Genomic DNA, 23,404 nt, shown 5'->3' on the forward strand with positions numbered 1-23,404 from the left:
ATATTCTGCAGGCCAAGATTGGCAGGTTTTCGTCCTGCTCCGTCCTTGTGACTTCGCAGGGCTTAGACCATGCCCTGCCATTTTCCCGCACATCCGCAGGTTTATATCGCTCTGAACCTGGCTACTGTCGGTCCTCCGTCAGTGGCAGTTTGGTGAGCTTTTTAGGTTCTGCGGACACATGAGGGGTCATAGAATTTGGGGTATTTACCGTTCTGGTGGTCGGAGTTTCATTTCCGAGACAAAGCTTGGGAGGACACGTCATGCGGAAGCGTTCAACGTTGCTTGCAGGATTGTTGCTGGTTTCAGGAATCCCACTTGTATTGGCGCCGAGTTGCACCATCACTTTGGTCACACCGGAGATGGTGACATCGACGGAGACGCGGAACGTAACGCTGCCGGCCGGCGCATCCGTCGTTGTATCCAACGAACTTGGCACGACCAAGGTGCAGGTGGAGGAGACGGCAACGCAAGCCACGGTGCAAATCGTTCGTGTGGCCTACGCGGCCAGCGAAGAGGATGCAGAGGACCTGTTGACCCAGATGGAGGTGACCATCACCGAGCCCACCGGCGGGGACAATCGTCTGGTTGTCGCGGCCAAGGCGGTGGAAGGGGCGACGAGCGACGAGGGCAAGTTCAACATGGTCGTCAACGACGATGACGTGGTGATCACGAGCGTTTTCTCGCGTGCCCGAGTGGCCAAGTACAGAATCACAGTGACTCTTCCACCCGGCCACGGTGTGGAGGTGACTCAGAAAGTCGGCCTGGTGAAGGCCGGCGGTCTGGACACGGCCAGCACGCTGGATGGTGCGGCCGCAACGGTGGTGGCCGAAGGCTGCACGGCGGCCCTGACGGCCAATGCCGATGCCGGCGATGTGAAGGTGACCTCGCATAGCGGGTCATTGAATGCGACGGTATCGGCGGGGTCGGCGGTGATCGATATTGCGGCTCTGGCGGCTGATGATGTGGTGGACGTGGCAATTGACGCAGGATCCATTGACATCGATCTGCCGGCCGGCGTGGCTGCCGATCTGGACGCAGCCGCAAGCATCGGATCGGTCCACTTTGATAAGACCGGCTTCACGGCTGTTACAGTCACGACCGACACGCTGACGCACGTGGTTGCCAAGCTGAACGGCGGGGGTGCGGAGATCAATCTGCAAACTGACGTCGGCAACATCATCATCGACTCCCGATGACACGTCTGGCCGGATCGGCATCGACGTGGTGTCCGTCTGCTTGCTGATTGCCGGTGAGCTGAATCGGACACACTGGTATCGTATCGGGGCATGGGCGATCCGCTTGCCGCCCATGCCCTTTTCCTTGTTCGCGGCTTGAGCCGATATTCAGGGGGACGGTCTTGCAGTCGGCAGACAAGCTTCGATAATACTGTGCTTTAACGCTTGGATGGCGGCAGAGGCGGCGCGGCTATGCTGCTGAGGGATCAGCGTTGAATTGGCTGGAAAGGTTCTGGACAGGTTGCGGCCACTGTAGGGGCGGGCAGGAGTGTCCGCTCGCGGGTGCGAACAGCCCGGTCGGGCCCGATGGCACGGGCGGCTTGGCACTGCGGGCGGCGGTGGTCTTTCTGTTGCCGTTGGCATCGGCCATTGTCTGTTCTCATCTGGCGTGGCGGATGTGGGCCGGCCATGAGCCCGGGTCGAGCGCCGGCTGGCAGATTGCCGGCATGGCTGTCGGGATTGTTCTGGGGATCGCTGTGGCAAAGGTGTTGATCCGAATCATGCGGCAGCGGCAGACAGACGAAGGAGCGTGAGATGGTAGTGGCCGTGTTGCGGGAGCGGCTGTCAGGACTCAAGAGTTTCGCGAGGGGCATCCATCCTCCGCATCGCAAGGAATACTCGGAGACAGAACCGATCCGTTTGTTCGCACCGAAGGGCGAGATCTCTGTGCCGATGGTTCAGCACATCGGCGCGGCCTGCACTCCGTTGGTCCAGGCGAAAGACGATGTGAGCTACGGTCAGAAGCTGGCGGACACGGATTCACCGGTGGCGGCGCCGATTCACGCGAGCGTGACCGGGAAGGTCGCGGGGGCAGGGGTGGTTCTTCTTCCCAGCGGGCGTCGCGTGCCGGCGCTGTGGATCAAGCCGGCGGAAGGCGGTCAGGCGCTTCCGGCGGATTTCCTGTCGCAGTTCCTGAACCGCGACTGGAGCGGCGTGGACCCGTCGCGGTACGATCCTGATGAGATTTGCCGGACGATCCGGGACTGCGGGGTCGTAGGCTTGGGCGGAGCCACATTTCCGACGCACATCAAGTTGCGGCGAAATCCGGAACGTCCGGTCGATACGCTGATTCTCAACGGCTGCGAGTGTGAACCATACCTGACTTCCGATCATCGCTTGATGGTCGAGTGTCCGGAGGCGATCGTGGTCGGTTTGCAACTGGCGGCTCATGCGGCGGGTGCGCGGCGGTCGATTGTTGCGATCGAGGAGAACAAGCCTGATGCAATCGAGGCGATGCGCAAGGCCTGCCAGGGGCGGCCGATTGAGATCGCGATTTGTGCCACGAAGTATCCTATGGGCGGCGAGCGTCAATTGGTGCCCGCGGTGCTGGGGCGCACTGTTCCCAGTGCTCCGAAGGGGCTGCCTCTCGACGTCGGCGTAGTGATGGTTAACGTGGCGACGGCCCACAGTATCGCGCGGGCGGTCGTGAAGAAGATGCCGCTGACTCACCGGGTCGTCACAGTAACCGGCAGAGGGGTTGCACGGCCGGGCAACTGGCTGGTGCCGGTGGGGACGATGTTTTCGGAGCTGATAGAGGCTTGTGGCGGGTTGACGGCTGAGGCGGTTAAGGTGGTCGCGGGTGGTCCGATGATGGGGCCGACGGTGCCGCATTTGAACGTGCCCGTGGTCAAGGGGACGGGCGGGATCACGGTGATGAGCGAGGAGGAGACTGTTCGGTGGGACGAGAGTCCCTGCATCCGGTGCGGCCGGTGCGTGGACAACTGTCCGCTGCATCTCTCGCCGACGAAGATCGCTCACGCGGTCAAGTTCCGTGATTACGATCTGGCCAATCAGTATGACATGGCGGCCTGCTGTGAGTGCGGGTGCTGTTCATACGTGTGTCCGGCTCACATACCGCTGGCGCAGTACATCCGGGCCGGCAAGAACCAGGTTCGACTGATGGCAAGTCAGAGGAAGCAGAAATGAGAGGAGAGCCCAGCACGGGTCTTGCGAGGCGGTCGGGCCCGTGATCGTCATTCACAGGGCCAGGAGCACGAGTTCAGATGAGTGATACAACTTTACCGGCCGAGGCTGCCCAGCCTAAGGGGCCGGACCAGTTTTTGGTCAGTGCGGCGCCGCACTTGGCGGCGGGGCGGACCACGCGGGGCGTGATGTTTGACGTCGTGTTGGGGCTTATCCCGCTTCTGGTTGCCGCGATTCTGTTCTATCACGCTCGGGCTGCTTGGCTGACGATCATCACCGTTCTGGGTTGCCTGGCGGCGGAGGGAGCGGCGAATCTGGTCCGCGGACGCAGCCTGGCTTCACTCGGCGACGGGTCGGCGTTGGTAACGGGCATGATTTTGGCGTTCTCGCTGCCGCCCCAGTTGCCTCTGTACATGGCGTTCATCGGCGGCGTGGTCGCGATCGGCCTGGGGAAAGCCGTTTTTGGCGGCCTGGGGCACAACCTCTTCAATCCCGCGATGGTGGGGCGGGCGTTTCTGATGATTTGCTTTCCCGTGGCGATGACCACGTGGTCTGAGCCGGGGACATTGCTTACCGTCGGAGTTGACGCGGTTACCAAGGCGACGCCGCTGGCCGCGGCCAAGTTCCACAGCGACGTGTTGCCGGGCATGTGGCCGTTGTTCGTGGGGAAGGTTGGCGGCTGCATCGGTGAGACGAGTGCCCTGGCCTGTCTGATCGGCGGGGGATATCTTCTCATTCGCCGCACCGCCGATTACCGCCAGCCGGTCGCGATGCTGGTTGCGGCGATGGTTTTTGCGGCCATTGCCCATCACTTTGCACCGGCCAAGTGCGCTTCGGCCCTGTACCACCTGAACAGCGGGGCGATGCTTTTCGGAGCCCTGTTCATCGTGACGGACTACGTTGGGGCGCCGATCACGCCGCTGGGGCGATGGATCTTCGGAGCGGGCGTGGGCGTTCTGGTCATTCTGATCCGGGTGTTCGGCGGATACCCCGAAGGTGTGATGTACGCGGTTCTGATCATGAACGCATTGACGCCGTTGATTGAGCGCTGGACCGTGCCGACGCCGTTCGGCGGGCATGTGCCGCAGGGTTGAGCGGAAGGAGAAGGCGATCGATGAGCAAGTTCGTCGCCGAGTCGTGGCTGATTCTGTTGCTGGGGCTGGTGTTCGCGGTGCTGTTGGCGGGGGCACAGACGAGTTTGCAGCCGACGATTCGGGTCAATCAGCAGAAGGCTCTGAACGAGGCCGTCGGCACGGTGGTTCCCGGGACGGTCAAGACCGAGATACTGCCCGTGACCGGCTATGATCGAGAAGTCTTCAGATGCCTGGACGGCGACGGCAAGCTGATCGGCTGGGCGATTGACGCGGCGGGCATGGGTTTCGCGGACAAGATCAGGGCGGTGATCGGCCTGTCGGCGGATGCCGAGACGATCACGGGTCTGAAGGTGATCGAAAATGTGGAGACGCCGGGGCTGGGCAACAAGGTCGCCGCCGAGCCGAGAAGCGAGTCGGACAAGGTCTGGGCGGATCAGTACCAGGGTCTCTCCGCGGGAATGGAGACCACGGTGGTCAAGCGGACCCCGATCAAAGGCAAGAACGAGGTACAGGCGGTGACCGGGGCGACGATCTCGAGCAAGGCGGTGGCGGACCTTGCCAACAAGGCCATTCAGCGCGTGCGGCCCGAGTTGAAAAAGCAGGATCGTCCCGCCACGGCGGAGAGTCGTTGAGGAGCAGGTCGATGGCCGAAGAGAACGGATCGAACCTTCAGCAGTTTGTGGACGGGATCATCAAGAACAATCCCGTCCTGGTTCAACTGCTGGGCATGTGTCCGACGCTGGCGGTGACCAATTCGGTGGACAATGCCCTGGTTATGGGGGCGGCGGTTATTTTCGTTCTGGTGATGTCGAACATGGTTACCAGCCTGTTCCGTCATCTGATTCAGCCGCACGTGCGCATCCTGGTTTTCACGCTGACGATAGCGACATTTGTGACGATCGCGGATCTGGTGCTCAAGGCGTACGTCTTCGAGGTCAGCAAGAAACTCGGTCCTTTTGTCCCGCTGATCATCGTCAACTGCATCATCATTGCCCGGGCGGAGGTGGTTGCGTCCAGGAGCGGGTTGCTGCGGTCGCTGGCCGATGCCCTCGGGTGCGGTCTGGGGTTCACGCTGGCGTTGACGCTTCTGGGGTTGGTGCGCGAGGTGCTGGGTGCGGGTAGCATCACGCTGCCGGGCTGGCGGATTCTGCTTTGCGATCCGAAGGTGTTCGAGCCGCACGCATGGGTGATCATGATCATGCCGCCCGGGGCGTTTCTGACTCTCGGAGTGGTGATCGGAATCATCACGCAGATCCGGATGCGGTCGGCGAGAGGGGGTGCCTGATGGACATCGGCGTACTCATCGGCATCTTCATCGGGGCGGCCCTGGTCAACAATTTCGTGTTGTCGACCTTCCTTGGGATCTGTCCTTTTCTGGGTGTATCTCGAAAGGTGGACATGGCCTTCGGCATGGGCTGCGCGGTCACGTTTGTGATGACCATTTCGGGGATTGTGACGTGGCTGATCGTCCACGGGATTCTCACGCCGATCGGGGCGTGGCTGGGCAATCCCGAGTCGTTGTACTTCCTGAAGTACGTGACGTTCATCATGGTCATCGCGTCGATGGTGCAACTGGTGGAGATGTATCTGCGCAAGTTCTTTCCGAGTCTCTACACGGCCTTCGGCGTGTTCCTGCCGCTGATCACGACCAACTGTGCGATTCTCGGGGCGTGTCTGTTGATTGACATGAATGAAATCTACCGGGCGAGTCTGTTGAAATCGACGGTGTTCGCTTTTGCCGGCGGTATCGGCTTCATGATGGCGATCACCATCATGGCCGGCATTCGCGAGCACCTGCGGTTCAGCGACGTGCCGAAGGCTCTGCGGGGCCCCGCTATTACGCTGCTGACCGCATGCATCTTGTCGCTGGCGTTCATGGGCTTTGCGGGGATGGGCAAGTAAGCTGGAGATGGTGCGATGAACGTGGTCCTGATCGCCGGGGTTGTCCTGTTCGGCCTGACGCTGGTATTTGCGATGCTGCTGGGCATCGCGAAGGAGAAGCTGCGGGTCGAGGAGGATCCGCGGATACCGGCCGTGCTGGACGTGCTTCCGGCCGCCAACTGCGGCGGATGCGGATTTGCGGGCTGCGCCGATTTTGCCAAGGCGGTGGTCGAGAAGCGGGCGCCCGTTGACGGCTGCACGGTCGGAGGATCGAAGACCGCCCAGGCCGTGGCTCGCGTTCTCGGCGTCGAGGTCGTTGAGACCTTTCCGTATCGCCCGGTGGTTCACTGCGGCGCCAAGACTGAAGACAAGCTGGGCCGGGTGCCCTACGACGGCGTCGCCAGTTGCGTGGAAGCGAACGTAGTCGGCGTAACGCAGGCTTGCACGTACGGTTGCCTTGGGTTCGGCGACTGCGCGAAGGCCTGCCCCTTCGATGCCCTGCACATGATCGAGGAGCATCCGGTGGTTGATTATGAGAAATGCACCGGTTGCGGGGCCTGCGTGCGGGCGTGTCCTCGCAACATTATCCGCATGGTGCCGTTCAAGCAGGATCGGATGCTTGTGGTTGCCTGTTCGAACAAGGAGCCTGCTCGCAGCGTGAGGCAGGTGTGCAAGGTCGGTTGTATGGGGTGCAAGGCATGTCAGCGGAACTTCGCGCAGCTTTTCGAGGTCCGCGACAACCTCTCATATCTGAACTACGATAACTACACGGGGGAGGAGGACTTCGAAAAGGCGATCAACAAGTGTCCGTCGGGCGTCATGATGTTTTTCGGCAAGCCCAAGCCCGAATACGCGGAGATACTGGCCCAGGATGAAGCCGTCGGCGGCCGATCTGAGGGCGGCGAACCCGCATGCTCGGCTAAGGTATGATGTATTTGCCGAAACCGGGCGTCTTGGCGATTTGAGGTTGTGTTGCGTCGCCGGCGATCCACATGACCTCGACGTCCGGAAGTTCTTCGGCCTTTCTTGCTCCCTGCTCAACCGACAGCACGCTGAAGACCGTGGCCCACGCGTCGGCGCTGATGCCGTCCGGGGCGATGACGGTGACGCTGGGGGCCTGTTCGGCCGGCCGGCCGTTGCGCGGGTCAATGATGTGAGAATACCGTTGGCCTCCGATGACCGTGAATCGCTGCTGGTTGCCGGAGGTGGCGACGGCTCGGTCGCTCAGGGCCAGCTTCATGATCAGGCCGGATTGGAAGGGATGCTGGACCCCGATTCGCCAGGGGTCTCCGTTTGCCTGTCTGCCCATGGCGACGATATCGCCGCCGACGTCGATCAAGCCGCTGGTTGCTCCCGCGGCTTTCATGCGCCGGGCGGCCAGGTCGAGGGCATAGCCTTTGGCGATACCCCCGACATCGATCTGCATACCGGCCACGCCCTTGGTGACGCCGCGGGTTGGGGGGTCAAGAGCCAGCTTGGTCCAGCCGACGGCCGCAAGAACATCTGAGATCGCGGACGGGTCTGGAAGCCGGTTGTTCTGGCCTGCCTGTTTCCACAAGGCGACCAGCGGCCGGCAGGTGATGTCGAAAACCCCGCCACTGGCCTGTGACACCTCGGCGGCGCGCTGAAGTACGAAAAAGGTTTCCGGTGAGACAACGAGCGATTCGCCGGGCGGCAGGGAGTTGAGCCGCGAGATCTCGGTGTCGTCGCGATAATCGCTCATAAGTGAGTTGACTTGCTCGAACGCGGCATAGGCGGCCTCGACGGCCGTTTGTGCGGTTGTCCGATCGGCGGCGACGGCCGTGACTTCGGCGAGTGTGCCCATAACCTCGCGAGCCTGTTTGGCGGTAGACGGCTGGGGTCGCCTGCTGCAACCTGTCGTGCAGACGACGATGCAGGCGAGAAACGCTGCTGTGCTGCGTGATGATGGAGAATTCATGGCCGGAATCGTCGCATACGCCGGCTCGGCTTGCAAACGTGCATGCCAGGAGGTTGAATGGGCGACATGGCTGCTCCGGTCAATGAGATTCGCACCGGCCGACTACCGCCTTGGCTGAAACGTCCGAGGCCGGATGCGGCCATGCTGGCCACGCGTGCGGTAGTCGAGGCCGGCGGTGTGGCCACCGTTTGCCGGGAGGCCCGTTGCCCGAATGTGACCGAGTGCTGGTCGCGACGGACCGCTACGTTCATGATTCTGGGCAGTACCTGCACGCGGAGTTGCAGGTTTTGTGCGGTGAGTCGCGGTCGGCCCTTGCCGCCGGCCGGGGATGAGCCGCAGCGTCTGGCCGAGGCTGTCGCCGGGCTTGGTCTGCGGCACGTGGTCATCACCAGCGTGAGCCGCGACGATTTGGAGGACGAGGGGGCGAGCCATTTTGCCGCCTGCGTCCGCGAGGTTCGTGCCCGCCTGCCGGAGTCGACCATCGAAGTGCTGCCGCCCGATTTCCATGCTCGTGAAGAGTGCATCCTGGCATTGTGCCAAGCCCGGCCCGACGTATACAACCACAACATCGAGACGGTGGAACGGTTGACGCCGCAGGTTCGCCCTCAGGCCGACTATCGGCGCTCGCTGAGAGTGCTGCGACTGGTGGGGCAGATTGACGCGTCGATCACGACCAAAAGCGGCCTGATGATCGGGATGGGAGAAACCGGCGACGAAATCGGGCAGACACTGAGTCATCTGCGGGAGGTCGGCTGTGGCATCGTGACCATCGGGCAGTACCTTCAGCCATCCAAGGAGCATTGGCCGGTCGTCCGCTACTATACGCCCGAGGAATTTGAGGAGCTTGCCGTCAAAGCAAGGGCAATGGGCTTCGCGGCGGTTGCCGCCGGTCCGTTTGTCCGGAGCAGCTACAACGCCGGCAAGGTTTTTTCCGGCACGGCCATCGGTTCGTCCGGAGGGACAGCCGGTCAGTTGCCGGGTGACTGAGCGACGTTTGCGATAAGGGCGTCGACGGCGTTGCGAGTCGCCTGTTCGAGTTCCTGGCGGACCAAGCCGTGCTGCCGGCCGGCCTGGTCTCCTTTTTCAAGAGTCTTGGCCAAGCGGTCGAAAGCCGTCCTGGCGCGGGTCAGTTTGTCCTTGGTTGCCGCCTTGTCGGTGTTTCTTGTCGACCAGCCATCCAGAACCGTTGAGAGAACGGCCGTCGCTTCGGTGTGACGTCGCAGGTAAGGTTGCAGCGTCTCAACCAGCGCCTTGTTGGATGTCATCGATGCGATGCGATCAAATTCGACCCGATACCTGGCGGTCAACTCATTGATCTCCTTGAGGCCGGCTTCGGTCGGCGATTTGAGGAACGCCAGACGCTTGTCGAAGAGCGTCTGGTGAAGATCGTTCACCCAGCGGTGGACCATCGGTCCGACTTCGTGGTTGGTATCGAACCAATAGAGAGCCCGGCGCAAGGAGTCTTTCGGATCGTATTCCTCGGGGTTCCACAGGTAGTCGGCGGCGGTCATCAGCGGCACTTTGTAGATCTCGGCCGGTCCATAAGTGTTGATGCCGGCCGCGCCGTGGACGTAATCGGCCATCTTCGGCCAGGCGCTGGTTGCGATGTGGTCGCAGGTTTCCAGGAACGCGTTCATGCGGAACACGTTGCCCCAGCCGGGGGGCATCTTCAACGTGTTGTCCCAGAGGAACAGGCGGCGGGGGGGGCCGATCAGTTCCTGGTAGGCCTCGATATCGGCGGTTTCATGGCACACGGTAGTCACCTCGCGGCCGGTCCAGACGATGGAGATTTGGGGTGGGATGTTGGCGCACAGGTCGCGCAGGTAGTCGTGAGCCCACTGGTACCCGCGGGCCTTGTTGGCGGTGAGCCAGTAGGGCGGCGGGCAGAGAAGGATCCGGGTGTCGGGGTGTTTCGCCCAAATCCGCTCGGCGAAACGCTTGACGATGCTGGCGTTGGCCCCGGCGAGGTTCTCGAATTGTGATCGATCCTCGTCGGGCAGGAATGCAAAGTCGTCAAGGCAGAGCATGAGCGCGGTACTGCCGTTGGCCAGCGACAACTCGAAGAACGTCGCCAGCGTCTCGATGTCGGTGTCGGAGGTTGCCCGAATGGCTTTTTCCTTGAGCATGTAGGGGTTGCCGAGTTGCATGATCTGCATGGTGTCCTGGCTTGCGGCGGTTTTGCAGGCGTCGGCTACCATGGTCCGATACGATTCCGGCGGGCTGCGCCAGTCGGGACAATCGGTGTAGCAAATACCGAACGTGTTCCATTTGAACTGTGGGGCCCACCGGACAAACATCAGGTTGTCGCGGTAGTACCAGCACTGACCCTTGAACATGCGCAGGGTGAAGGTCGGCCAGTCGCGTACCTGGGCCTGCCTGATGGTGACGCCTTCGGGCGTGCGATCAAGCAACTGGATCAGCGTGCGGATTCCATAGTATGCGCCGATGGCGTCGGTGGCGCGTATGGCCACGGTTGTCTTGCCGTCCTCGGCCGTGGTGACGGTCAGGGCATAGGCTTGAGGCCGTTCGCCGGTGGGCTTTGGCAGATGGGCGGTGCCTCCCGGCCAGTCGGCGTTGATGCCGATGCGAACGCGAGCACCCTCGTTGTTGGCCTCTGCTCGGACGCCCAGGTCCTGCAGTGCCTCGATCAGTTCCTGACGGCCGGCGGACAGGGGAGCGTGCTTTCCGAAAATCTGGATGCGAAGGACGCCGCTGGAGCGGACCAGCAGGCGGGGTGGGCCGTTTTCCCGGTAGTCCTTGGGTTTCGGCAGAACCCCAGGGAATTCCGGCGCAAGTGACGGTTGTTCGGCCATCGAACCAGACCAAGAGGCCAAGACAGGCAGCATTGTTGACAACACGTATGGAGCGATGCTGAAGGCCAGCGTTCGCCGGGTAGGCATGTTTGTCACCTCCGGGCTGTGGTTGCCGCCCGCCGGCTCTTCGGCGATGGGGGGCGCCGAACGCGGCCGCCGGCGGGCATCGGTGGCTGCTCTCAGGTTGACCGAAAACCGCGAGAAGATCAACCCCGGCATTGGATGCCGCAACGTCGGGGAGTCAAGAATGATGAATGGTGCGACGAGAATGATAGGTGCGGCCCCGTTGCCTGCCAAGGGCAATACTGGTGATTTTCGGATGGTAATGGGTCTGCCCGCTGCGAACAAGCTCAGATTCGCCGGATTTCGGACGGCTATATGCCCTCAATCACCTTGAAGCCCATCAGCGGTGCCAGTTGGCGCACCCCGGCCAGGCGGTCGCCGTAGAAGACCACCCGGTGAAGTTGCGGCACCCAGCCGTCGACCAGCCCGGCGCCCCAGTTGGCCAGCATCGCCGCGGCGTTGGCCACCTCGGTGGTGATCTGTGTCCGGCAGCCACGGTCGTCGAAGTCGGGGATCTCGATGATCTTGCCTGTCGAGGCAATCATCGTGTCGAGGTTGACCAGCTTGGCGCAAGTGATCACCTGCCCGAGGCGCATCTCGACTTCAAGCGCCGCTCCCTTGTCGTCGTCGGTGTGCGTGCGGATGATGAACGGCGCCCGCTCGCCGGCCGGCCCATCCATCCGCGTGGGGGCGGTGCAGTGAGCATGGATTACGGCGTTCTTCGAGGTGTCGAACAGCGGATCGCTGATGAAGCCCGGCACGCCGAAGGCGTAAGTGAAGATGAGCATGGTCAGTGATGAGTCCATGTCCGCCTCGCACGCCCCGACCAGCCCCATGTCCAACAGCCGCGTGAACCCCAGGCACGGATAGCCGAGGATGTCGATCGGGATGCCGCCGAGACAATTGATGGTAATGGCCTGTGCCCGATTGGCGGTCAGGATGGCCTTCATCGCCAGAAACATCTTGGATGACTTGATGATCTCCTCGCGTGTCGGCTCGATGATCTTGCGGGCCTGCTTGATCCAGATTTGCTCGGCCTCGGCTTCGGCCAGTTTCGGATCGACGCTCTTGTGTGCCTCGATCACCTCTTCGACGGAAACGGGGATGACTTCAACGCCAAGCTTTTCCTTGACTCTCTCGGGCACGATGGCGGGGGGCGTGCCGGCCGGCCGTCCGACAACCACGAGCCGCGAGCGGGCCATCCGGGCTGGCACGGCCACGATATTGACCGCGTCGGCCAGCTCGTTCAGATCACGGGTGGCGAACAGGGCGACCTTCTTGCCCGCGTTCTGCCATTGCTGGACGAACATCCATTCGTGCCCGCTGAACGGCTGCGAGAAGAACGCGGTGGGCCGTCCGGCATCGACGATCTGCTGCAAGATAGGCAGGACGCCGAGTGCCAGGTGGATCAGCAGCACCCCATCGGCCTCCTTGAGCTTCGGTATCAGCTTGGCAGCCTCTTCGGCCGTCTGAACCAGCTCCCCACCGACCAGCTCAACGTCGCCCATACGTGCCTTGAGCTCCGCCAGCTTCCGCTCGAACACCGGCACCTCATCCTCGGGCTTGAACGCCGGTTTCGGCCAGGCCGCACGTTGCCGGCCGACGTAGACCCGGTGGATCTTCACCGGCGGATACGCCGTCCGTCCGTCCGCCTTGCGATCCGTTGCGGTTTGGCCCATAACCGTCCGGCCAAACAAAGCCGCCCCCGTTCCGGCCGCCGCCGCACTCATGAAGCCGCGTCGAGAGAGTGTCTCTTTCATGTCCTTGGTCCTCCTGGTGGGTGGCCGGGGGCAGATGCCTGTGTGCTCGATTGGATCCGGGGTTGACTCCCGGCTTTCCAGACAGTCTATCAGATCGAAGCCTTTCCGGGAAACTCCAAAGTGCTGCCGACGATTGTGTCGGCATGGTCGCACGGACCGGCGGAGCACGCGCGACACGTGCGGCCGGTCGGGCGACATGAGCCGCGCGGATGGTGTGCTTCCCGGCCGGGCGCAAGTGGCGAAGACCTGCCAGTCTTGGCTGCAGAACATGGCAGGTCTTGGTCGCCACGGCAACCTCGACACTGATCTACTGACTGGCGCCCTCGGTTTCGCACACATTCCAAGCGAGTTTTCCTGCTTTGTCTTCAGAGACGGCATGTCAATGTATTTGGGGCATGCCGATGCAGAGCCGTGGGCCAGGCAGGCGGTAGAGCCGCAGGCATGGTCCCCGGCGTCTTGTGCATGTAGGGCACCGGAGACCCCGGAATGCCATCTGCTGACCGCTGAACCTCAGATCTGGAAGTCCAGTTTCCAGGGCTCGGCTCGGGTGTCGGTTGGTTCGCGCTTGCGGACGGTGAGCTCCGGATCCTTCATTCGGACGGTGGCATTGTCCGGAATGCTGCTGGTCAGGAAGACGGATGCGCCGATGACGGCTCCTTCACCGATGACCGTTTCGCCACCGAGGACCGTGGCATTGGCGTAGATGGTGACGTTGTTCTTGACGGTCGGATGGCGCTTGTGTCCGCGGATCAGACGGCCACGGGCGTCCTTCGGGAACGACAGCGCTCCAAGGGTCACGCCCTGGTAGAGTTTGACGTTGTCGCCGATTTCCGTAGTCTCGCCGATAACCACGCCGGTCGCGTGATCGATGAAGAAATTGCGGCCGATCCTTGCCCCGGGGTGGATATCGGCTCCCGTCTTGGAGTGGGCCCACTCGTTCATGATCCGCGGAATGAGTGGCACATCCATCAGGTACAGTTCATGGGCGAAACGATAGACGGTAATCGCGAGCACGCCGGGGTAGGACATGATGATCTCGTCCATGCTGGCGGCCGCGGGGTCGCCGTCGTAGGCGGCCTGGACGTCGCCGGCCAGCATTTCGCGAATGGCGGGTACGGTCTCGATGAACCGCATGGTCATGTCCCGCGCGTCCTGTTCGCATCGGTTGGCGGCGCAGTCTTCGTTGCACTCGGTGCGTCGTTTGTGACAGATGGCCCGGAAGATCTGCTCGTGTAGCTTCTCACCGAGCTTGGGCAGCAGCTCGCCGACGTGGAAGGTAACGTTGTGCTGGTTGAGGTTCTGCCGGCCGTGGTAGCCGGGGTAGGCCAATTCGAGCAGCAGGTGGATGATCTCGATGATCTCGGCTCGGCCGGGCAGATAAACATGATCGAGATGGCGGGTTCGTTCATCCTCGTTGTAGCTGGTCATGACGCGGTTGACCAGCTCTGGCAGTCGCTCAGCGATTCTGAACCTGGTTGACATTGGTGTCTCTCCGTGTTTCCTGACCGAGGTCAGAGTTTACGGGATTCTAGCAATCGCAATGCCTGGCGCGTAGTCGGTTGTCGGGAGGTGCGTGACAGTCTGGGCGGGCATGCCGACCGGTCCAGGTTGGGCGATCAACCTCCTTCAGGGGGGCCGCCAAAGGCCGGCTGACAGGCCGACCGTTATACGGCCGGTTGGTGGTCGCCCGCGGTTCTTCTTCCTTTCCATGGTCTCGGCCCGTTTCAGAGGGCTTGATGGGGTAACACAGAGAAGGAGGAATCGGCCCACTGTGAACCAGTCGTAAAACGACCGGCCTGATTGCCCTTCAGGAAAGACCGCTGAAGCGGTTCTGCTTTCGGCTTGCGTTCGCCACAACCGGGTCAGCCGCGGGGAGTGCCGCCGCTTCTGTCGCTGGCCCGTTGTCGGGGCGGTCAATTGATGTCGTTGCAAACCGCGCGACGGCGGCATAGACTCCGTAGGAGTCCACCAGAAGGAACACGGCCGAGTGTCAGCCGTCCGGGAAGGGTTTCATGCGTATCGCGTATTTCGATTGTTTTAGCGGGGCGAGCGGGGACATGATCCTCGGCGCCCTGCTGGATGCAGGACTGTGTCTGAATGAATTGAGGGAAGACCTGGCCTCGCTGGGCATAGGGGGGTACGCACTTGCGGCCGAGCGCATCCGAAAGCAGGGCTTCGCGGCCACGCAGTTCGAGGTTCGCATCGAGGCTGCCGATAAGCCGCACCGGCACCTGAAACACATCCGCGAGATCATCGAGAACGGGCGGTTGCCCAGTGCTGTTCGCGAGCGGGCCATGGCCATCTTCACGAGGCTGGCCGAGGCCGAGGCCGAGGCGCACGGCACCAGCGTTGAGAAGGTCCATTTCCACGAGGTTGGGGCGATCGATTCCATTGTGGACATCGTCGGAGCCTGCGTGGCACTCGATCGGCTGGGTATCGAGGAAGTCCACTGCTCGCCGATTCCGACCGGCGGCGGCACGCTTTGTTGTGATCATGGGGTGATGCCGGTTCCCGCACCGGCGACGGCCAGACTGCTCAAGGGGGTGCCGTTGGCCGCCTGCGAGGAGATGTCTGAACTGACCACGCCGACCGGGGCGGCGATCCTGACGACGGTGGCCCGGTCCTTTGGTCCTCTGCCCGCGATGGTGACGGATCGGATCGGCGTCGGTGCCGGCAAGCGTGAAGGCAAGACCCGCCCGAATATTCTGCGTGTTCTGATCGGCGAGGCGGTGGGGGCCAGTGCGTCCGACGACGAGTCCGATGAGGTGCTGGTCCTGGAGGCCAACCTTGACGACGCGACGGGAGAGGTCGTCGGTCACGTTTACGACCTGCTGTTTGCCGCAGGTGCACTGGATGTTTACTCATCGCCGATCTATATGAAGAAGAATCGTCCGGCGACGCTGCTGACCGTCTTGGCGCCGCCGCCCTTGCGCGAGACTATAGAGGGCATCCTGTTTGCCGAGACGACGACGTTCGGCATCCGCAGCCACCTGGCCTCGCGGCATAAACTGGCCCGGACTTTTGAGACGGTTGAAACCGGCTTCGGCCCTGTCCGGATCAAGGTCGGGCGCCGGCGGGGCCGCGTGGTCACGGCGTCGCCTGAATTCGAGGATTGCCGCGAGGCGGCCAAGCGTTCGTCGCTGCCCTTGCGCGAGGTCATGGAGCTCGCCATGCGGATCTGGCGGTCAAGAAGCGGTGGTTGCGAACCTGTCTGACCTGCGGGGACCGATATAGGGTGCATACACGTGCTCGGAGAAGGCATCAGAGAGACGCTGAGCAGGATTCTGGAGAGCCAGAATCTTTTTCCTCTTGCGTTGCTTGTGGCTCTCACGACGTACCTGTTATGGACGTCCCGGCGCAAGCTGCGACAACACGCCAATCAGCCGAAGCGGTCAACGCCGCAGCGGGAACCGGAACCGGTTTCCCCGGGTTCAAAGGAGCAACTGCGCCGCGATCTGGAGAGTCTGATCGCTGAGCTGGAGCAGCTTTCGAGGAAGATCAGCGCCGAGATTGATACCCGGTTTGCCAAGCTGGAAGCGGCGATGCATGACGCAGACAGGCGGATTGCCGCCCTGCACCGACTGACGCAGCAGCAGGAAGGGTCGACGGCCCGAATGCCGGCCCGAGAGGAATCAGAGGGAGCCAAGCCGGCGTCCGATCGGCCGGAAGATCGTTATGCGCTGATCTATGAACTGACGGACGTCGGATTCTCACCTGTCGAGATCGCCCGGGATCTGGGCCGGACGCCGGGCGAGGTCGAGTTGATTCTCAATCTTCGCAACAGGGGCCGGCCCAAGGCCCCGGACTCACCATCTTAAGCTGTTCGCGGCGCAAACACGTGCCGCCGGCTGGCCCGGCGGTTCACGCGGACTCTGAGGGAACGAGCCGGTCTGGGAAGAATCGGATGGAACCTTGGTGGTTCTGGCTCTTGGTCGCCGTTCACGAGACGACCGTTGTCGTCGCCGTGGTCACCGTGCTGCGGTGGCGAAAGGAACCCCGTTCGATGCTGGCGTGGATCCTGGCCGTCCGCCTTTTGCCGGTGTTGGGAATACTGTTTTTCCTGGTTTTCGGCGAGCCGCGCGGCGGCTGGCACCGGCTACGGCGAAGACGCAGACGCAAGCGGCTGGAAGCGGCTCTGGCACACAAATGGGGCGTCTTCCAGCAGCAGCACCCCGCCAGTCCGTTGTCCATCACCGATCCTGTTGTCAAGGAGTTCGCGCGACTGACGAAGCGTCTCGGGGGGCATATTGCCGCTCCGGGCAACGCGGTCCGGGTCTTCAATGATGCCGAGGAGACTTATGCGGCAATCGAGAAGGCGATTGACGAGGCTCAGTCGCACGTTCACATGGAATACTACATCTTTCAGCCGGACAAGACCGGCCAGGCGATTCGCGACCGGTTGATTCGCAAGGCCCGCGAGGGCGTGCGCTGCCGCTTGCTTCTGGACTACATCGGGTGCTGGAACCTGTCGCGGCGGTTCGTTCGACCGATGCGCGAGGCGGGTGTGGAGGTGGCGTATGCCATGCCGGTGATTCCCTGGCATGGGCGGTGGCGGGTCAACTATCGCAATCACCGCAAGATCGTCGTTGTTGACGGGCGGATCGGATTCACGGGAAGCCAGAACATCGGTGATGAGTACCGGGGCCGCCTGGCCCGATACGGTCCCTGGCGTGACACCCATCTGATGATTCAGGGGCCTTGTGTTCATCATCTTCAGGAGGTTTTCATTGAGGACTGGCATTACACGACGCGAGAGGATCTGGTGAAGGACGAATACTTCCCGCTGCCGGGTCCGGCCGGTGAGCACATGGTTCAACTGCTTCCCTCCGGCCCCGGCCAGCCTATCCGGGTGATGCACCATCTGCTGTTCGCCGCAGTGAGCGCTGCGAGATCGTCCGTCTCGGTGATTACGCCTTATTTCGTGCCCGACGCGGCGATGGTTCTGGCGCTGCAATCGGCTTGCTACCGGGGCGTGCGTGTGCGGCTGCTGATTCCCACCACGACGGATCATCATTTCGTCCTCTTTGCAGGCAGAAGCTTCTATCCGGAGCTGATGGAGGCCGGCGTCGAAATCTTCGAGCACGATGCGACGATGCTGCACTCGAAGGTGATGATCATCGATCGCGCCTTTGCTCTGGTGGGGTCGGCCAACATGGACGAACGTAGCTTCCGTCTGAACTTCGAATTGACCGTCATGCTTTACAGCCCGACCGTGGCCGATGATCTTTACAAGGACTTCGAGACGCTAACCGCCCGTTCCCGGCGGATTCGTTCTCGTCATTTCGGGAAGCATTCGTTTGCGCGAGAGATGGCAACCGGTCTGGCTCGACTCGCCTCGCCGTTGCTGTGATCAATTTCCGAGCGGCTCGGCTCATACACCGGCGCCTCGTCGTATGTGGGAAAAGGAACAGGCGGCGTGTCGCGGCGACGGGAAGCTATCGGTTGTGGGGAACCGGCTGCCGTGATCGTGCTCTCGGTGGTCAGGCGTCAGCTTTCAGCGAGAGGCGGCCGGCTTCGTCTTGTCTGATCTCGCCACGGCGAACGAGAGCGGGCAGACCGAGGCGGTCTTCATCCTTCATCCGTCTTTGCCTCTTGTCCGGGCTCATACGCGCAGAACGGCTCTTCGGCGAGGTAGTCGGCGAATTCGTAAAAGGCCCTCGCGCGGCAGCCGCCGCAGACGTTCCTGAACGGGCAGATTCCGCACTTGCCGGTCAATCGGCTGAAGTCGCGCAGTGCGTGAAACAGTTCGCTGTTGCGCCAGATGGCCCCGAAGCTCGTCCGGCGGACGTCGCCGGCTTCCAGCGGCAGGTAGCCGCATGGGAACACTTTGCCTTCGTGCGAAACGAAGCAGACGCCGATGCCGGCCAGGCAGCCTCGCGTCATGGTGTGAAGCGCGCTTTGCCGTGTTTGCCCTGAACGCGGCCGGTGTTGCTCGCGGGCCTGTTGGCGGATGACGCGGTAGTAGTGGGGGGCACAGGTCGGCTTGATTTGGAGGGAGGTTGTCTGCTGCAGGTTATCAATGAGTCGAAGGCGGTCCTCCACCTCCTTGGCGTCGAGCATCTGGTCGTCGGCGATTTGTTCTCCGCAGCCGACGGGCACGAGGAGAAAATAGTGCACGGCCGCCGCGCCGGCTTGCTCTGCCAGGCGTAACACGGCCTCGATCTGGTCCTTGTCGTGGCGGGCGACGGTGCAATTGATCTGGGTCTGCACGCCCAGGGTTCGCAGATGTGCCAGGGCGGCGATGGCGCGGTCAAAGGATCCGGTCTGCATGCGGAAGCGGTCGTGGGTGTCGGCGTCGGCTCCGTCAAGCGAGATGCTGACGCGGTCGAAGCCTGATTGGGCGATTGTTCGTGCCATGGGTTCGTCGATGAGTGTTCCGTTGCTGGCCAAGGCGATCATCAGTCCTCGATTCCTGGCATGGGTGGCCAACTCGAAGATGTCCGGCCGCATCAAGGGCTCGCCGCCGGAGAAGATCAACACCGGCCGGCCCGTCTCGGCGATTTGATCGATCAGTCGCTTGCCTTCGGTGGGGGTCAGGTCGGTTCTCATCAATTCGCGGGAGACATCGAGCCGGCGGCAGTGGGAGCATTCCAGATTGCATCCGGCCGTGGTTTCCCAGAAGACCAATCGGAGCGGGTGAGCTTGGTCGCTGCCGGACTCGGGAATCGGGATGGGACCGGGATGGGGCACGGGCACTCCAGAATAACACGCTGAGTCTCAGGTTCCCGGGGCATTATAGCATTCATCTCGTCGCGGCCTATGCAGGGCCGCGAGGCCCGAGTCGTACCTATCCATTTGAAAAGCCGCTGTCTGGGGGGTACAACCTCGCAACGTCGAGCGGCCGCGCTATGGGTGAGGGGGGTTCACGAGCCGCGAGGATGGAGCAGGATATGTCGATTGCGGACAGTTTCCGGCTGGTATGGACGCCGTTTCTTAAAAAGCAGAGCGGAACGATGATGCAGGCCGTCGGCCTGGTGTGCCCGCCGGTGCTGGGGTCTGGCGGAGAACTGGGACTCCGGGTCGGCGACTGGCAACAGGCGGCGCGCAAGATTGATCTGATCTCGTATCCCGAGCACCTGCACACGCTTGACAAGCCGCGGACGTACCTCTGGCTGGTTCCGCGGCCGAGACGCCCTGTGGCGATCACGGCCTTGTGGCGGACCTCGCTTGGCAAGTCGTATCGGGCGTCGTTGTTGTTGCATCCGGCCGAACCGCGTGAGATATGTGTGGTTTTCAAGACCCACATTGATCTTGGTTACACAGCGACGTTTCAGGAGGTTCTGCGCCTCTATCGTACGCGTCTGCTGGAACAGCTCCTGGAGAACCTTGATCGGACGGCGAATCGCAAAGCGGGGCGGCGTTTCATCTGGATGCTGTCCACTTGGCTGCTGGAGCAGTGTCTCGATCCCCGCCGTACCCGCCGCGAGTACATCCGCAGGCTGGAGCATTACATCCGGGCCGGTCAGGTGGTGTGGGGTCTGATGCCTTTCACGACGCACAGCGAGTTCTTCGGCATCGAGGAGATGTGTCGGAGCATCTATGCGGCTCGGCGGCTGGCCGAGCGGTACGGCGTGCCCGTGCCGCAGGCCGCGAAGATGACCGATGTACCCGCTCACACGTCGGCGCTGGCCATGGCTTTTGCCGCCGCCGGCGGTCGCTTCTTCCAGATTGGCACCAACCCCGACAGCCGCCCGCCGGAAGTGCCGCCGCTGTTCTGGTGGGCGCTGCCGGACGGGCAAAGGCTGCTGTGTCACTATCACGCCACCTACGGTACGCCCCTGCTGCCGCCGCAAGACTGGCCGTGGAAGAACTGGCTGTCCGTCCAGATGACCAGCGATAACGTGGGGCCGCAGAATCTTGACCTTCTCGATCATATGGACTGGATCGAGCAGCACTTCGATTGGCCGGTGTGTCGCACGGGGAGACTGGAAGACTTCGCCACCGCGGTGGAGCACGACCACGGCGATGAGCTGCCCGTGTTCGGGAAGGAGCTGACCGACTGGTGGATCTACGGTATCGCCAGTCAAGCGGGACCGACGGCACTGGCAAAGCGAACCAAGGAGCGTCTGGCTGCGGTGGAGACGCTCGCGACTGCGGCAGCAATGTCGCAGAGCAAGGACATGGACGCCGGTCTCAGAAGCCTGTTTGTTCAGGCTTATGAGAAGCTGGCGTTGTACACGGAGCACACCTGGGGGGATCACTCAACCGATGGGCGGAAACTCGTGCCTCGAGACGAGCTCTATATCAGCAAGGTGTTCGTGCGCCGGCAGCCGCCGCCCCCCGTGGATCGCTGGGTGGCTTCCTGGAAACATAAGGCGGGCTTTGCGACGCAGGCCTGCCGATTGACAGACCAGGCGGAGGCAGATCTGGTTCGCAGCCTGAATGCCGGCCGTCGAAGCACGGGTGGAGAGCGAGGCGTTCTGCTGTTCAACCCACTACCCTGGGCGAGAACGGGCGCGGTCCGGGTGGCTGATCGCGGTCTGCCATCCGGCGAATTCGAGCTACTGAACCCTTCGGACGGCACGTCCGTTCCATATGAGCGGCGGCAGGGACTCCTGGAATTCGTCTCGCCGCTCGTGCCGCCGTGCGGTTACCTGTATCTGGAGGTACGGCCCGTAGCTCGCCGCTTGCGCCCCGGTCGGGTCGCGGAGTGGTCCGGAGGCAATCTGACCCTGCACACGGCTGACGAATCGCTGCAGTTCCACACGGCCGGGGGCTTGATTCGTTGGTTTGATCGGGCTCGATCGATGCAATGGTGCCACACTGACGCGACCCATCCGTTGGGGGCTTATCTCTATGAAATGCCTGGGGGGCGGAAGCTCAACAAGTTTACTCACCAGGTTCACACGAACTGTTGGGAGGGGACCGTCGGTTACTTTCACCGTTGCGACTACGATCGGATGAGTCAATATGGTCCGCTGGGTGGCCGCAAGGCCGTGATCCGGCCGGAGATCACCTCAGCCTATGCCCGCGTGGTAGTGGAAGCTGATTGCCCGGTTCGCCGGGCTGCGGGGCGACGTTCCGGCGACTGTCGCGGGTATCGCACGACTTTCACGCAATACCGTGATCGGCGGGAACTACACATCAATCTCCAGTTGTTCGGCAAGCGGTCCTCTTATGCGGCCGAGGCCGGCTATGCCGTGTTTCCGATCAACCTGCCGAAGCCGCGGATCATCGTCGAGCGGATCTCGCGGCTCGTGGTGCCTGCGAGGGATTTGGCGCCGGGGTGCAACGCGGCAGTGATGGCCGTGCATCACGGAGTGAGGGTCGAGGGACGGTACGCGGGAATGAACCTCTATCCGCTGGACACCCCGCTGGTTTGTTTCGGCGGGCCCGGAGCTTACATCTTCGACTCCGAGCATCAGTACGACAACGGCGTGTTGTATGCGATGTTGTTCAACAATTGCTGGAACACGAATTTCGCCCTCTGGCAGGAGGGAGATTTCTCTTTTGATTTCGTGTTGCAGCCGACGGCCAACGACACAGGGGACGGCGGCCTGAGCAGGGGCGGGTATGAGTTTCATCGGCCTGTGACGGCGAGGGTCGTTTCGGGTTTCAGCGGGTCGCCAAGTCGGTCCTTGTTGATGATCGACTCTGCCAGTGTTCAACTGGTCGTGCTCAAGCCCGCGGATTTTGGACCGGGCGTGGTTCTGCGGCTGTGGAATGCCCATTGGGAGACTGCCCAAGCCCGGCTGGTTTTCCCCGAGATGAGGCGCCCCGGCAGCCTGCGTCGTTGCGACCTGCTTGAGCGTCCCAGCGGCCGGGCTTTGCGGCTGTCCCCTGCCGGTGAGGTAACCGTTACCCTGAAGCCTCATGAGATCGCGACCTATCTGCTCGACCGACCATGAGACGCAGAGCTGGAATGGGCGAGGGTGGCCGTAGGTTGCTCGATGAATTGGCGCACGTGTCCGGCAGCAGTATGATGCCGCTCTCGAATGAAGGATTGGAGCTCAGGCGACAAGCTCGCATCCAACCCGGGTGCGTTCGGAGGCGACCGTTGCTCATCAAGATCCGCAAAAGGGCTCTGCTGCTCTGGGTGGTTGCATGCGTTGTCGGCGGCATGGGCGGTTGCCAATGTGGCAAGGGCGACAAGAAGTCAACATCTCCTGGTCCCAGTCACCGGGCCGGCGGCGAGATCGACGGTAGTACCAAGCCGCTGAGACTTGACTTTCCCGAGCAATGGCGAGCCTCTGACCAGGAGGTGAATGCCTTCGTCGAATCGGTTCTCACCATTGCCGCCAAGGGTGATTATGACGGCTTTCGGCAGCTTTTCGCCATGACTCACACGCCGCCGTCCCGCCAGGAATTCCAGCGCGCCTGGGAGGCCATCGAGGGTATCCGGGTCAGTGGCTTGTATGGGGACAGTCCCGAGCCTGAGAAGTATTACCTGCACGCGGTGGTCGACCGTCGAAGCCCCGATGGCAGGGGACGCACGAAGTTGGACCGTGTCGTGATGCTTTTCAAAGAGGCCGGTCGCTGGCGGTTGGGCCCGGCACCTGGCGAGGTAGTTGACGTCATCGTCCGAGCCGCAAGCCGGCCGGCAACTTGGCCGGCTTCGCTTCCGGCCTCCTGAGAAGTGCCTAAAGCCTTGCTGCTAGAGATATTGCGATACAAGGATGCGACGGATGCCGAGAAGGGGTGTATAAGGACCGGAGGACGTCATCCCGGCCGTATGCAAGGGCGGTCCAGACTGGCT

Annotated in this window: 19 protein-coding genes; 14 read left to right on the forward strand and 5 right to left on the reverse strand. The window is 62.3% G+C overall.

Annotated elements, in window-relative coordinates:
- Positions 1-260: 260 nt before the first annotated feature.
- The 8 genes from PLL20_07770 to PLL20_07805 all read left to right on the forward strand — a co-directional run bounded on the left by PLL20_07770 (position 261) and on the right by PLL20_07805 (position 7,063).
- Entirely contained in the window at positions 261-1,196 is a 936-nt protein-coding gene (locus PLL20_07770) for a hypothetical protein (GenBank protein HPD29875.1), read from the forward strand.
- A gap of 251 nt (positions 1,197-1,447) precedes the next feature.
- Positions 1,448-1,768: a hypothetical protein gene (locus PLL20_07775; GenBank protein HPD29876.1), complete on the forward strand. Its 321-nt coding sequence runs from the start codon at positions 1,448-1,450 to the stop codon at positions 1,766-1,768.
- A gap of 1 nt (position 1,769) precedes the next feature.
- Positions 1,770-3,161 carry an electron transport complex subunit RsxC gene (gene rsxC / locus PLL20_07780; protein ID HPD29877.1) on the forward strand — a complete coding sequence of 464 codons (1,392 nt, stop codon included), beginning with the start codon at positions 1,770-1,772 and terminating at the stop codon, positions 3,159-3,161.
- A gap of 77 nt (positions 3,162-3,238) precedes the next feature.
- Positions 3,239-4,252, forward strand: coding sequence for an RnfABCDGE type electron transport complex subunit D (locus tag PLL20_07785; GenBank protein ID HPD29878.1), 1,014 nt, complete (start codon positions 3,239-3,241; stop codon positions 4,250-4,252).
- Positions 4,253-4,272: 20 nt separating this feature from the next.
- Positions 4,273-4,884 carry an FMN-binding protein gene (locus PLL20_07790; GenBank protein ID HPD29879.1) on the forward strand — a complete coding sequence of 204 codons (612 nt, stop codon included), beginning with the start codon at positions 4,273-4,275 and terminating at the stop codon, positions 4,882-4,884.
- An 11-nt stretch (positions 4,885-4,895) separates the two neighbouring features.
- A complete protein-coding gene (gene rsxE / locus PLL20_07795) occupies positions 4,896-5,537 on the forward strand; it encodes an electron transport complex subunit RsxE (GenBank protein HPD29880.1) in 642 nt (213 codons plus the stop codon).
- On the forward strand, positions 5,537-6,154 hold the full coding sequence (locus PLL20_07800) for an Rnf-Nqr domain containing protein (protein HPD29881.1): 618 nt from the start codon (positions 5,537-5,539) through the stop codon (positions 6,152-6,154). The genes rsxE and PLL20_07800 overlap by 1 nt, the downstream gene beginning before the upstream one ends.
- Before the next feature lie 15 nt (positions 6,155-6,169).
- Positions 6,170-7,063, forward strand: coding sequence for an RnfABCDGE type electron transport complex subunit B (locus tag PLL20_07805; protein ID HPD29882.1), 894 nt, complete (start codon positions 6,170-6,172; stop codon positions 7,061-7,063).
- Here PLL20_07805 and PLL20_07810 read toward each other — a convergent pair.
- Positions 7,053-8,072, reverse strand: coding sequence for an FAD:protein FMN transferase (locus tag PLL20_07810; GenBank protein HPD29883.1), 1,020 nt, complete (start codon positions 8,070-8,072; stop codon positions 7,053-7,055). The two genes, PLL20_07805 and PLL20_07810, sit on opposite strands and share 11 nt — an antisense overlap.
- Before the next feature lie 57 nt (positions 8,073-8,129).
- Here PLL20_07810 and lipA point away from each other — a divergent pair, with 57 nt between their 5' ends.
- Positions 8,130-9,059 (forward strand): lipoyl synthase, encoded by a 930-nt coding sequence (gene lipA / locus PLL20_07815; protein HPD29884.1) that lies wholly within the window; start codon positions 8,130-8,132, stop codon positions 9,057-9,059.
- Here lipA and PLL20_07820 read toward each other — a convergent pair.
- The 3 genes from PLL20_07820 to PLL20_07830 form a co-directional block, all read right to left on the reverse strand.
- Positions 9,041-10,972, reverse strand: a complete 1,932-nt coding sequence (locus PLL20_07820; GenBank protein ID HPD29885.1) for a beta-N-acetylglucosaminidase domain-containing protein — start codon at positions 10,970-10,972, stop codon at positions 9,041-9,043. The two genes, lipA and PLL20_07820, sit on opposite strands and share 19 nt — an antisense overlap.
- Before the next feature lie 287 nt (positions 10,973-11,259).
- Entirely contained in the window at positions 11,260-12,708 is a 1,449-nt protein-coding gene (locus PLL20_07825) for a hypothetical protein (GenBank protein HPD29886.1), read from the reverse strand.
- Between the two features lie 510 nt (positions 12,709-13,218).
- Positions 13,219-14,190 carry a serine acetyltransferase gene (locus tag PLL20_07830; GenBank protein ID HPD29887.1) on the reverse strand — a complete coding sequence of 324 codons (972 nt, stop codon included), beginning with the start codon at positions 14,188-14,190 and terminating at the stop codon, positions 13,219-13,221.
- 530 nt (positions 14,191-14,720) lie between these two features.
- On the opposite strand from PLL20_07830, the gene larC reads away from it, so the two are divergent.
- From larC to cls, 3 genes are all read left to right on the forward strand, one after another.
- Complete coding sequence (gene larC, locus PLL20_07835) at positions 14,721-15,923, forward strand: nickel pincer cofactor biosynthesis protein LarC (GenBank protein ID HPD29888.1); 1,203 nt, start codon at positions 14,721-14,723, stop codon at positions 15,921-15,923.
- A 30-nt stretch (positions 15,924-15,953) separates the two neighbouring features.
- Positions 15,954-16,526, forward strand: coding sequence for a hypothetical protein (locus PLL20_07840; protein ID HPD29889.1), 573 nt, complete (start codon positions 15,954-15,956; stop codon positions 16,524-16,526).
- Positions 16,527-16,612: 86 nt separating this feature from the next.
- The gene (gene cls / locus PLL20_07845; GenBank protein HPD29890.1) at positions 16,613-18,058 is read left to right on the forward strand and encodes a cardiolipin synthase; all 1,446 of its coding nucleotides are present in this window, start codon (positions 16,613-16,615) and stop codon (positions 18,056-18,058) included.
- 218 nt (positions 18,059-18,276) lie between these two features.
- On the opposite strand, the gene PLL20_07850 is transcribed toward cls, so the two are convergent.
- On the reverse strand, positions 18,277-19,398 hold the full coding sequence (locus tag PLL20_07850) for a radical SAM protein (GenBank protein ID HPD29891.1): 1,122 nt from the start codon (positions 19,396-19,398) through the stop codon (positions 18,277-18,279).
- Between the two features lie 188 nt (positions 19,399-19,586).
- Between PLL20_07850 and PLL20_07855 the strand changes: the two genes are divergently transcribed.
- Both PLL20_07855 and PLL20_07860 read left to right on the forward strand, forming a co-directional pair.
- Complete coding sequence (locus tag PLL20_07855; protein ID HPD29892.1) at positions 19,587-22,556, forward strand: glycosyl hydrolase-related protein; 2,970 nt, start codon at positions 19,587-19,589, stop codon at positions 22,554-22,556.
- A gap of 149 nt (positions 22,557-22,705) precedes the next feature.
- Positions 22,706-23,281: a hypothetical protein gene (locus tag PLL20_07860; protein ID HPD29893.1), complete on the forward strand. Its 576-nt coding sequence runs from the start codon at positions 22,706-22,708 to the stop codon at positions 23,279-23,281.
- The last annotated feature ends 123 nt before the right edge of the window (positions 23,282-23,404 follow it).

This window comes from Phycisphaerae bacterium (assembly GCA_035384605.1).
Taxonomy (GTDB): Bacteria; Planctomycetota; Phycisphaerae; order UBA1845; family PWPN01; genus JAUCQB01.

Excerpts from the sequence above, each read along its gene's own strand:
- PLL20_07770 (HPD29875.1), top strand. The coding sequence starts at position 261 with ATGCGGAAGCGTTCAACGTTGCTTGCAGGATTGTTGCTGGTTTCAGGA.
- rsxC (HPD29877.1), top strand. The coding sequence starts at position 1,770 with ATGGTAGTGGCCGTGTTGCGGGAGCGGCTGTCAGGACTCAAGAGTTTC.
- PLL20_07785 (HPD29878.1), top strand. The coding sequence starts at position 3,239 with ATGAGTGATACAACTTTACCGGCCGAGGCTGCCCAGCCTAAGGGGCCG.
- PLL20_07790 (HPD29879.1), top strand. The coding sequence starts at position 4,273 with ATGAGCAAGTTCGTCGCCGAGTCGTGGCTGATTCTGTTGCTGGGGCTG.
- rsxE (HPD29880.1), top strand. The coding sequence starts at position 4,896 with ATGGCCGAAGAGAACGGATCGAACCTTCAGCAGTTTGTGGACGGGATC.
- PLL20_07800 (HPD29881.1), top strand. The coding sequence starts at position 5,537 with ATGGACATCGGCGTACTCATCGGCATCTTCATCGGGGCGGCCCTGGTC.
- PLL20_07805 (HPD29882.1), top strand. The coding sequence starts at position 6,170 with ATGAACGTGGTCCTGATCGCCGGGGTTGTCCTGTTCGGCCTGACGCTG.
- PLL20_07810 (HPD29883.1), bottom strand. The coding sequence starts at position 8,072 with ATGAATTCTCCATCATCACGCAGCACAGCAGCGTTTCTCGCCTGCATC.
- lipA (HPD29884.1), top strand. The coding sequence starts at position 8,130 with ATGGGCGACATGGCTGCTCCGGTCAATGAGATTCGCACCGGCCGACTA.
- PLL20_07820 (HPD29885.1), bottom strand. The coding sequence starts at position 10,972 with ATGCCTACCCGGCGAACGCTGGCCTTCAGCATCGCTCCATACGTGTTG.
- PLL20_07825 (HPD29886.1), bottom strand. The coding sequence starts at position 12,708 with ATGAAAGAGACACTCTCTCGACGCGGCTTCATGAGTGCGGCGGCGGCC.
- PLL20_07830 (HPD29887.1), bottom strand. The coding sequence starts at position 14,190 with ATGTCAACCAGGTTCAGAATCGCTGAGCGACTGCCAGAGCTGGTCAAC.
- larC (HPD29888.1), top strand. The coding sequence starts at position 14,721 with ATGCGTATCGCGTATTTCGATTGTTTTAGCGGGGCGAGCGGGGACATG.
- cls (HPD29890.1), top strand. The coding sequence starts at position 16,613 with ATGGAACCTTGGTGGTTCTGGCTCTTGGTCGCCGTTCACGAGACGACC.
- PLL20_07855 (HPD29892.1), top strand. The coding sequence starts at position 19,587 with ATGGAGCAGGATATGTCGATTGCGGACAGTTTCCGGCTGGTATGGACG.